Annotated in this window: 10 protein-coding genes; 2 read left to right on the top strand and 8 right to left on the bottom strand. The window is 66.9% G+C overall.

Going from position 1 to position 9,560, the window contains the following annotated elements; genetic code table 11:
• Positions 1-124: 124 nt before the first annotated feature.
• The 6 genes from IP86_RS01655 to IP86_RS01630 are packed head-to-tail and all read right to left on the bottom strand — an operon-like array spanning position 125 to position 5,002.
• Positions 125-901 (bottom strand): enoyl-CoA hydratase-related protein, encoded by a 777-nt coding sequence (locus IP86_RS01655; protein ID WP_054160817.1) that lies wholly within the window; start codon positions 899-901, stop codon positions 125-127.
• Between the two features lie 34 nt (positions 902-935).
• On the bottom strand, positions 936-2,081 hold the full coding sequence (locus IP86_RS01650; RefSeq protein WP_054160816.1) for an acyl-CoA dehydrogenase family protein: 1,146 nt from the start codon (positions 2,079-2,081) through the stop codon (positions 936-938).
• Positions 2,082-2,090: 9 nt separating this feature from the next.
• Entirely contained in the window at positions 2,091-2,918 is an 828-nt protein-coding gene (locus IP86_RS01645; RefSeq protein ID WP_054160815.1) for an SDR family NAD(P)-dependent oxidoreductase, read from the bottom strand.
• 22 nt (positions 2,919-2,940) lie between these two features.
• Positions 2,941-3,357, bottom strand: a complete 417-nt coding sequence (locus tag IP86_RS01640; protein WP_054160814.1) for a MaoC family dehydratase — start codon at positions 3,355-3,357, stop codon at positions 2,941-2,943.
• Between the two features lie 5 nt (positions 3,358-3,362).
• A complete protein-coding gene (locus IP86_RS01635) occupies positions 3,363-3,809 on the bottom strand; it encodes a MaoC family dehydratase N-terminal domain-containing protein (protein WP_054160813.1) in 447 nt (148 codons plus the stop codon).
• Between the two features lie 8 nt (positions 3,810-3,817).
• Complete coding sequence (locus IP86_RS01630; protein ID WP_054160812.1) at positions 3,818-5,002, bottom strand: lipid-transfer protein; 1,185 nt, start codon at positions 5,000-5,002, stop codon at positions 3,818-3,820.
• Between the two features lie 98 nt (positions 5,003-5,100).
• Between IP86_RS01630 and IP86_RS01625 the strand changes: the two genes are divergently transcribed.
• Together IP86_RS01625 and IP86_RS01620 are read left to right on the top strand one after the other, a co-directional pair.
• On the top strand, positions 5,101-5,850 hold the full coding sequence (locus IP86_RS01625) for a TetR/AcrR family transcriptional regulator (protein ID WP_054160836.1): 750 nt from the start codon (positions 5,101-5,103) through the stop codon (positions 5,848-5,850).
• Complete coding sequence (locus IP86_RS01620; RefSeq protein WP_054160811.1) at positions 5,847-7,403, top strand: acyl-CoA synthetase; 1,557 nt, start codon at positions 5,847-5,849, stop codon at positions 7,401-7,403. The genes IP86_RS01625 and IP86_RS01620 overlap by 4 nt, the downstream gene beginning before the upstream one ends.
• 235 nt (positions 7,404-7,638) lie before the next feature.
• Here IP86_RS01620 and IP86_RS01615 read toward each other — a convergent pair whose 3' ends face one another.
• Both IP86_RS01615 and IP86_RS01610 read right to left on the bottom strand, forming a co-directional pair.
• Positions 7,639-8,343, bottom strand: coding sequence for a DUF1045 domain-containing protein (locus IP86_RS01615; protein ID WP_054160835.1), 705 nt, complete (start codon positions 8,341-8,343; stop codon positions 7,639-7,641).
• Positions 8,344-8,364: 21 nt separating this feature from the next.
• Complete coding sequence (locus tag IP86_RS01610; protein ID WP_054160834.1) at positions 8,365-9,558, bottom strand: alpha-D-ribose 1-methylphosphonate 5-triphosphate diphosphatase; 1,194 nt, start codon at positions 9,556-9,558, stop codon at positions 8,365-8,367.
• Positions 9,559-9,560: the final 2 nt, after the last annotated feature.

The following is a 9,560-nucleotide window of genomic DNA, read 5'->3' as shown; positions in this document are numbered from 1 at the left end:
CCGTGCTCGGCGTCTCTGGATTGCTTCGCTTCGCTCGCAATGACGGAAAACGCAGCGGATTCTGCTGCGTTAGTTTCCGGTCAGGCTCTCAGGATGAGGACTCAGGGCTTGCGGCGAGCCATGTCTATCGCCCCGTAAACCTTGCCGCGCGTTTTTCGACAAATGCTGCGGCGCCTTCGCGCAAATCCGCGGTGACGAAGGCCTGGCCCTGACGCTCGGCTTCGTCGTCGAGCGTATCGGCCAGCGTCGCGTCCCAGCCGCGTTCGATCTGCTGCTTGATCAGGCCGATGCTGATCGGCGGACCGTTCGCGAGCTGTTCGGCGATCGCCATCGCCTCGCTCATCAGCGCGGCGTCATCGACGGTCTGAAAGATCAGCCCCCACTCCGCCGCCTGCTCGGCGCTGAGCGGCCGGCCGAGCAGCGCCAGCGCACGCGCGCGGGCGACGCCGATCGAGCGCTGCAGGAACAGCGAGGTGCCGGCGTCGAGCGCGGCGCCGAGCTTGACGAAGCTGAGCACGAACTTTGCCGAGCGCGCCGCCAGCACGATATCGCCGGCGAGCGCGAGGCCGACACCGGCGCCGGCCGCAGGGCCATTGACGGCGACGACGATCGGCTTGGTCGCGCCGCGCATCTTCTCCAGCAGCGGGCTGAGCTCTTTGCGCATCCACGGCGCGACGTTGGCGCCCGCGTCGAAGGTCGCGCCGCCGAGCTGCGCGCCGGCGCAAAAACCCTTGCCGGCGCCGGTAAGCAGCAGCGCCCGCACCGACGCGTTCGCCAACGCGGCGTCCAGCGCCGCGTTGAGATCGGCGAGCAGGCCGGGGCGCATTGCGTTGTACTGCTCGGGATTATCGAGCGTCAGCACCGCGACCGCGCCGCGCGTCTCAAGCTTCACCCACGCCATGCCGTGTCCCCTCGCCTTGCTGCCTTGCGTCCGCTTACAGCGAGCGCGCGATCAGCAGCTTCATCACTTCGTTGGTGCCGCCGTAGATCTTCTGGATGCGCGAATCCACGAACATCCGGCCGATCGGGTATTCCTGCATGTAGCCGTAGCCGCCATGCAGCTGCAGGCACTCGTCGACGGTCTCGACCTGCTTCTGCGTCGTCCACCACTTCGCCATCGACGCGGTCACCGCGTCGAGATCGCCGGCGATCAGCCGCTCGATACAGAAATCGACGAACACGCGGGCGATGAACGCCTCGGTCTTGCGCTCGGCGAGCTTGAAGGCGGTGTTCTGGAAGTCGAGGATCGGCTGCCCGAACGCCTTGCGCTCGCGCGTGTAGTCGGTGGTCAACCGCACCGCGCGCTCCATCGCCGCCACCGCGCCGACCGCGATGATCAGCCGCTCCTGCGGCAGCTGCTGCATCAGCTGGACGAAGCCCTTGCCCTCCTCGCCGCCGAGCAGATTCTCCTTTGGAGCAATTGCGTTCTCGAAGAACAGCTCGGAGGTGTCGGAGGCGTGCAGGCCGATCTTGTCGAGGTTGCGGCCGCGCTTGAAGCCGGGATTGTCCTTGGTCTCCAGCGCGATCAGCGACAGGCCCTTGGCGCCCGGCCCGCCGGTGCGCGCCACCACGATGATCACATCGGCATTCTGGCCGTTGGTGATGAAGGTCTTCTGGCCGTTGATCACGTAGTGATCGCCGTCCAGCTTCGCGGTGGTGCGCACGCTCTGCAGGTCCGAGCCGGTGCCGGGCTCGGTCATGGCGATGCCGCCGATCAGTTCGCCGCGCGCCATCGCCGGCAGCCAGCGCTGCTTCTGCTCTTCCGAGCCGTAGTTCAGGATGTAATGCGCGACGATGCCGCTCGACACGGTGACGCCGGACAGCGCCTCCGGCACGATCGACTCCATGTCCTCGTAGATCGCGGCGTCATAGGCGAAGCTCGCGCCGAGCCCGCCATAGGCCTCGGGGATGCTCGGCACCAGCGCGCCCATCTCGCCGAGCTTCAGCCAGGCGGAGCGATCGACCATCTTCTGCTTGCGCCATTTCTCGGCGTGCGGCGCGAGGTCCTTTTCCAAGAACTTGCGAAACTGGTGGCGGAACGCCTCCAGCTCCTCGGTCATCCAGGGCGATCGATACTGCATATTTCCTCGCTACAGAATAAGTCCGCCGCCGCAGACGACGACCTGCCCACTGATGTAGTTCGATTCCGGGCTGCAGAACAGATAGACGGCGTCGGCCGCTTCCTCCGGCGTGCCGCCACGGCCGAGCGGGATCATCCGCGCCATGGCGTCGAGCATCTGCGGCTGCACGCCGACCTTGATGTCGCGGCCGGCGACGTCGATGGTCTTCTGCTGCGCTTCGATCGGCTGCGTCAGCCGGGTGGCGATCAGGCCGAAGGCGACGCAATTGACGTTGACCTTGTAGCGGCCCCACTCCTTGCACAGCGTCCGCGTCAGCCCGATCAGCGACGCTTTCGCCGACGAGTAGCTGGCCTGCCCGGCATTGCCGTAGAGCCCGGCGATCGACGAGATGTTGACCACCTTGCGGAACACTTCCTGCCCCGCCTCGGCTTCCTTCTTGGCGAAGATCCGGATCGGCTCGGCGGCGGCGCGCAGGATGCGGAACGGCGCCACCAGATGCACGTCAAGCATCGCCTGGAACTGCTCGTCGGTCATCTTCTGGATGGTCGAGTCCCAGGTGTAGCCGGCATTGTTGACGATGATGTCGAGACCACCGAACTGCTCGACCGCCGCGCCGACGAAGCGATCGGCAAAGCCGGGCTCCGACACGCTGCCGTTGATGGCGACAGCGTCGCTGCCCATTGCCTTGATCTCAGCCGCGACGGCATTGCCCGGGTCGGCGTCGAGATCGTTGACCACGACGCGCGCGCCTTCGGAGGCGAGTTTGAGCGCGATGGCGCGGCCGATGCCGCGGCCCGATCCGGTGACGAGCGCCACCTTGCCTTGCAGTTTGGCCATGGGATGTCCTTGAACGGAGGTGTCAGGAGAGAACGACCACGGCCTCGCCGGCGAGCTTGGTCTCGCCGTGCTGGTCCTTGGTGGTGAGCGTCAGCTTCGCGCAGCGTTCGCCGCCGGTCTCGAACAGCTCGGCGACCATGCCTTCGCAGGTCAGCTCGGCGCCGACTTGCGTAATCGCGGCGAAGCGGGTCGAGAAGCTGCGGATGCGGTTCGGCGGAAACGCGTCGCTCAGTGCCTGGCCGAGATAGCCCATCACCAGCATGCCATGGCTGAACACGTCGGGGAATCCCGACGCCTTGGCGAAGTCGAGATCGACGTGGATCGGATTGTGGTCGCCCGAGGCGCCGCAATACAGCGCCAGCCGATGCCGGCTGATCGCCGGAAACGTCTTGTGCACGACGCGGTCGCCGACCGCCGTTGAAGTCTTGCTGTCGGTCATCGCGCTCACCCGTTACGCACCACGATCGTCCGGGCCGTATCGGCCACATGGACGCCGTCCTGATTGGTGACCGCGGTCTCGACCACGATCAGCGTCATCGCACCGCCCTTCTTGTCGGCGACGCTGGCGACGCTGGACTGAAACGTCAGCGTGTCGCCGACCACGACGGGGGCGTGATAGGTGAAGCTCTGCTCGCCGTGCAGCACCTTGCCGAGATCGATATCGAGCGCGGTGAGAAACTCGAACGGCTTTTCGTTGTCGAGCATCTCCAGGCAGAACAGATAAGTCGGGGGGATCGGGATCCCTTTGTAGCCGGCGGCCTTGGCCGCGGCGGCGTCGCGATACACCGAATTGGATTCGCCGAGCGTCTCGAAGAAGTAACGCAGACGCCCGGGCTCGACAGCGGCTGTCACCGGGGTGAACCGGTGACCGACAGCGGATTGATCGACCATGACGCGACTCAGGCGCGTTCGTACAGCGTGACGACGCAGGCGCCGCCGAGGCCGAGATTGTGCTGCAGCGCGCGCTTGGCGCCGTCGACCTGGGTGGCTTCCGCGGTGCCGCGCAGCTGCCGCGTCAATTCATAGCACTGCGCGAGGCCGGTGGCGCCGAGCGGGTGGCCCTTGGACAGCAGGCCGCCGGACGGATTGGTGACGAACTTGCCGCCATACGTATTGTCGCCGTCGTCGATGAACTTCTCGGCGCCGCCTTCGGGGCACAGGCCAAGCGCCTCGTAGGTGATCAGCTCGTTATGCGCGAAGCAGTCGTGCAATTCGACGACGTCGATGTCGTTCGGACCGACACCGGCCTGCTCGTACACTTTGTTGGCCGCCGCGCGCGCCATGTCGTAGCCGACGACCTGCATCATGTCGCCCGCACCGAAAGTCGAGGAGGTATCGGTGGTCATCGCCTGCGCGGTGATGCGGACATTGGTGTTCAGGCCGTGCTTCTTGGCGAAGGCTTCGGACACCAGCACGGCGGCCGCGCCGCCGCAGGTCGGCGGGCAGGCCATCAGCCGCGTCATCACGCCGGGCCAGATCACCTGGTCGTTCAGCACGTCGTCGGCCGACACTTCCTTGCGGAACAACGCCAGCGGGTTCTTCGCCGCGTGACGGCTGGCCTTGGCGCGCACCTTGGCGAAGGACGACAACGGCGTGCCGTGCTTCTGCATGTGGCTGAGGCCGGCACCGCCGAAGTAACGCAGCGCCAGCGGAACGCCAGGCGCGTCGATCAGCCGGCCGGCCGCGGCGTCGAACTCGTCGAAGGCACTCGGGCGATCGGCGAACACGGCCCCGAGCGCACCGGGCTTCATCTGTTCGAAGCCGAGCGCCAGCACGCAATCCGCCGCGCCCGAGGCGATCGCCTGCCGCGCCAGGAACAGCGCGGTCGAGCCGGTGGAGCAATTGTTGTTGACGTTGACGATCGGCACGCCGGTCATGCCGACCTGATACAGCGCGCGCTGGCCGCAGGTGGAGTCGCCGTAGACGTAGCCGACGAAGGCCTGCTCGATGGCGTCGTAGCCGATGCCGGCATCGCTGAGCGCGCGGCGCGTCGCCTCGGCACCCATCAGATGATAGGGCTCGCTCGCGCCCGGCTTCGTGAACGGGATCATGCCGACGCCGGCGACGTAAACGGGGGACGCCATCTGTTTTCTCCCAATCTTACTCGTTGGACTTTTTCTTACCCGTGAGTAATATAAGCAGCCGTCGCCGGAGTCAATCGGCGCCGCTTCACGGATGCATGATGGACGGACGCCCCGCTACCGATCAGCCCTCGCCCTGGATGCCGTTCGAGAACCGCCGCCGCGCCCGCGACGAAAAGCGCGAGGCGGTGCTGCGCACGGCCGTGCAATTATTTCTCGAGCAGGGCTATCATCGCGCCACGCTCAACGAGGTCGCCGAGCGGCTGAACATCACCAAGCCGGCGCTGTACAACTACTTCCGCAGCAAGGAGGACATTCTGTTCGAATGCTGGGCGCTGGGGCAGGAGCAGGTCGACGGCTTCATCGCGGCGATCGACGGCAGCCGGCAGACCGGCCTCGGCAAGCTGCGCGCGCTGGTGCACTCCTATGCGGAGACGATGGCGACCGACTTCGGCGCCAGCCTGGTGCGGTTCGATCCGCGCGACCTCAGCCCAGCCAACGCCAAGATCGTGCGCGCCGCCAAGCGCGGCATCGATCAGACGTTTCGGCGCTACATTGCCGAGGGCATCGCCGATGGTTCGATCAAGCCGTGCGATCCGAAGATGGCGGCGTTCGCGATCGCCGGCTCGCTGAACTGGATCGGGCACTGGTATCAGCGCGGCGGCGAACTGACGCCGGACGCGATCGCCGACGATTTCGCCGAGCGGCTGACTGAAGGACTTGCCACAGCAGCGAGCAAGCGACCGGCGAGGAAGCCACCGCCTACCAAGACCAAGAAGAGCGCCGCCAAGGCGCCTACCCCACGCAAGAAAAATAACACCAAAAGAAACACACCAGGGAGGACTGCATGAATATCACTCACGGCCTGCGGCGGGCGCTGCAGATCAACGCGGACGGCCTCGCCACCGTTTTCAACGGGCGGAAGCGCAATTGGCGCGAGGTCGGCGACCGCGTCGCGCGGCTCGCGGGCGGGCTGCGTGCCCTAGGAGTCGGTGAAGGCGAACGCGTCGCCATCCTGTCGATGAATTCGGATCGCTATCTGGAAATGTATCTGGCCGCCGGCTGGTGCGGCGGCGTGATCGTGCCGCTGGACATCCGCTGGAGCGCGCTGGAGAACGAGGACGCGCTGAAAGACTGCCGCGCCGTCGCGCTGGTGGTGGACAGGGCGTTCGCCGCGACCGGCGCCGCGCTGGCGAAGGCCATCCCGGGGATGGCGATGATCTATGCCGACGACGGCGATGTGCCGGAGGGCATGCGCAGCTACGAGGACATCATCTCGGCGCATGAGCCGATTCCGGATGCGATGCGCAAGGCCGACGATCTCGCCGGCATCTTCTACACCGGCGGCACCACCGGCCGCTCCAAGGGCGTGATGCTGAGCCACGGCAACCTGATGGCCAACGCGCTCAATGCGCTCGGCGAAGGTCTCTTCCCCGGCACCTCGGTGTATCTGCACGCCGCGCCGATGTTCCACCTCGCCAACGGCGCGGCGATGTATTCGCTGCTGCTGTCCGGCGGCTCCAACGTGATGGTGCCGTCGTTCACGCCGGAAGGCGTGATGCAGGCGATGCAGACCGAGCGCGTCACCGACGTGCTGCTGGTGCCGACCATGATCCAGATGTTCGTCGACCACCCGGCGCTGAAGACCTACGACCTGTCGTCGCTGAAGAACATCGTCTATGGCGCCTCGCCGATCAGCGAGGCCGTGCTGGCGCGCGCCAGCTCCGCCCTCCCGCACGTGCAGTTCACCCAGGCCTACGGCATGACCGAACTGTCGCCGATCGCCACGCTGCTGCACTGGAAGGAGCATATCGGCGAAGGCAAAGCCAAGGGCCGCCAGCGCGCCGCCGGCCGCGCCACCCTCGGCTGCGAAGTGCGTATCGTCGACGCCGACGACCAGCCGGTGCCGTACGGCACGGTCGGCGAGATTTGCGTGCGCGGCGACAACGTGATGATGGGCTATTGGGAGCGTCCGGAAGAAACCGCGCGGGCCCTGGCCGGCGGCTGGATGCACACCGGCGACGGCGGCTACATGGACGAGCACGGCTTCGTGTTCGTCGTCGACCGCGTCAAGGACATGATCATCTCGGGCGGCGAGAACGTCTACTCGGTCGAGGTCGAGAACGCGGTGGCGCAGCATCCGGCGGTGGCGCAATGCGCGGTGATCGGCATCCCGCACGACGCCTGGGGCGAGCAGGTCCATGCCGTCGTCGTCACCAAGGCCGGCGCGACGGTGACCGCGGACGAACTGATCGCGCATTGCAAGGCGCTGATCGCCGGCTACAAGTGCCCGCGCAGCGTCGAGATCACCGAGACGCCGCTGCCGCTGTCGGGCGCCGGCAAGATCCTGAAGCGCGAACTGCGCCAGCCCTATTGGGAGAAACGCGAACGGCGCGTGAGCTAGAGCGGTTCAGTTTGTATTGGAGTCGGAGCCGGCTATTAGGACGTCCGCCACACGCACGACCTCATGGTGAGGGGGCGCGAAGCGCCGTCTCGAACCATGCGTCACTGTCACTGCGTGGCCCCATCCTTCGAGACGCCCGGCTTCGCCGGGCTCCTCAGGCTGAGGACTCAGAGCAATGTGGAGCGGACGAGAGCGCTTCATTCTAGCGACGAACCGCTTTAGGCCTCACGCGTCTCTACAGCATCGGCCGGAGTTGAAACTGGCCGATGCTGCGAAATCGCTCGCCGGCGCTGTCCTGCCGGCACACGGCGATGCGATCGATCGCAAGCGTCTGAAGATCGAGCGCGGCGAACTGCTCGCGCAGCCGGCCGAGCAACTCCTGCTGGCGGTCGGGCGGCAGCGAGCCGGTCAGCGTCATGTGGAAGCGGAATTCTTCCATGACGTAGGGATAGCCCCACTGATCGAGATACTGCACCTGCCGCGGCGTCAGCTGCGCCGGCTTGCGGCGGGCGCGGTCTTCGGCCGATAGAGGCGCGCGAAAACTGTCGAAGCTGCGCACGCAGTCGGCGGCGAGCTGCTCCAATTCGGCCGACGCGGCCGCCGGCATCAGTGCGATGAAGCTGCCGATCGCCTGCACGGCCGGCGTGATCACCGGGATGGCACGCGGCGTTTCGGCGAAGGTCGCGCAGGCCCACAGCAGCTCGGCCTCGGTGAGCCCGGGCGCGAGCGCAGTCGGCGCCTTCAGCGTCGCGTGGAAGCCGTATTTGCGCGGATCGGTCGTCACCTCCGCCCAATCCGGAACGGCTTCGAGCATCTCGGGCGGAAACGGCACGTCCGCGCCCGAGAACACGTCGTAGCCCAGCAGCGCCGCGCCGAAGCGGTCGAGCACGCTGCCGGGCGGCGGCAGATAATAGATGGCGTAGCGCGGGAAATTCGACATCGTCTGCAGCATAACCCCGTGTCAGGCCGCCGCAACCGCGGCATGCCGCACCTTGTGCGACATCACGAAGCGCTCCGGCTCGTCGATGTGAACCAACCGACCGCCGGCGATCGCCGCGACCAGCCGCGGCCGCAGCGCCACGCGGTCGTCGACGATCAGGATGTCGGCGCGTTTGCCGGCGCCGAGCGCACCGCGATCGGACAGGCCCGCGGCACGGGCCGGCCCCTCCGAGATCAGCTTCCAGGCCTGCGGCAGCGGCAGGATGCCGTCATGCACCAGCCGGAATGCGGCGAGCAACGGCGCCGGATAGTAATAGTCCGACGCCAGCACCGAACACAGCCCCTTGGCGATCATGTCGGCCGCCTTGGTCCAGCCGGTGTGACTGCCGCCGCGCACCACATTGGGCGCGCCGAACACGATGAAATCGCCGGCCACCGCCGCGTCGCGCGCGGTCTCCTCGGTGGTCGGGAATTCGGCGATGCGCACGCCGAGCGAGCGATAGCCTTGGCGCATCTGCGGCGTATCGTCGTCGTGCGACAGCATCGGCAGCCCGGCCTCGCGGGCGCAAGCGGCGAGCCGCGCAATGGAGTCCGGCACCTCCGCGGTGCGCGAGGCGACGCGCTCGACCAGGCGGTCGAACTCCTCGCCGGACAGGCCGGTTCGCTCGACCATGCGGCTGCGCCGCTGCGGGCGCGACAAATCGCGCAGCGTCGAATCCATATGATCGTTGAAGGCGAACAGATCGACGCGGCGCTCGCCGATCCATTGCGCGATCTCGTCGACGGCGTCGAGGTTGAAGGTCTCGTGGCGCAGATGGATGCGGGTGTCGACCGCGAGCCGCGGCCGCGTCAGGTCGATCGCGTCGAGCATGCGGCGCGCATTGGCGGCGCTGCGCAGGCCCGGCTCCCACGACCAGGTGACAGCATGGAACATCGTGGTGATGCCGTTGGCGATCGCCTGCCGGTCGCTGTCCGCCAGCGCTACATCGATCGGGAAATCGACGCCGGGCCGCGGCATCATCTGCCGCTCGAACGCATCGCCGTGCAGATCGACGATGCCCGGCAGCACCAGCAGGCCGGCCGCATCGATCTGCATCGCGGCGTGACCGCCGCTCGCTCCCGCGCTTTCGATCACTCCGCCGACAACCGTCAGCGAGGTCTCGGTCAGTTCGTTGTCCAGGAGCACCCGGCCGCCTTGGATCAGGATATCGGTCATCT

The sequence above is a fragment of the Rhodopseudomonas sp. AAP120 genome (assembly GCF_001295845.1).
GTDB lineage: Bacteria > Pseudomonadota > Alphaproteobacteria > Rhizobiales > Xanthobacteraceae > Rhodopseudomonas.
The sequence above is the reverse complement of the archived record's forward strand: the minus strand, read 5'-3'. Positions and strand labels throughout refer to the sequence as shown.

Coding starts and splice junctions, on each gene's coding strand:
- IP86_RS01655 (WP_054160817.1), bottom strand. CDS start 901: ATGGCGTGGGTGAAGCTTGAGACGCGCGGCGCGGTCGCGGTGCTGACG.
- IP86_RS01650 (WP_054160816.1), bottom strand. CDS start 2,081: ATGCAGTATCGATCGCCCTGGATGACCGAGGAGCTGGAGGCGTTCCGC.
- IP86_RS01645 (WP_054160815.1), bottom strand. CDS start 2,918: ATGGCCAAACTGCAAGGCAAGGTGGCGCTCGTCACCGGATCGGGCCGC.
- IP86_RS01640 (WP_054160814.1), bottom strand. CDS start 3,357: ATGACCGACAGCAAGACTTCAACGGCGGTCGGCGACCGCGTCGTGCAC.
- IP86_RS01635 (WP_054160813.1), bottom strand. CDS start 3,809: ATGGTCGATCAATCCGCTGTCGGTCACCGGTTCACCCCGGTGACAGCC.
- IP86_RS01630 (WP_054160812.1), bottom strand. CDS start 5,002: ATGGCGTCCCCCGTTTACGTCGCCGGCGTCGGCATGATCCCGTTCACG.
- IP86_RS01625 (WP_054160836.1), top strand. CDS start 5,101: ATGGACGGACGCCCCGCTACCGATCAGCCCTCGCCCTGGATGCCGTTC.
- IP86_RS01620 (WP_054160811.1), top strand. CDS start 5,847: ATGAATATCACTCACGGCCTGCGGCGGGCGCTGCAGATCAACGCGGAC.
- IP86_RS01615 (WP_054160835.1), bottom strand. CDS start 8,343: ATGTCGAATTTCCCGCGCTACGCCATCTATTATCTGCCGCCGCCCGGC.
- IP86_RS01610 (WP_054160834.1), bottom strand. CDS start 9,558: ATGACCGATATCCTGATCCAAGGCGGCCGGGTGCTCCTGGACAACGAA.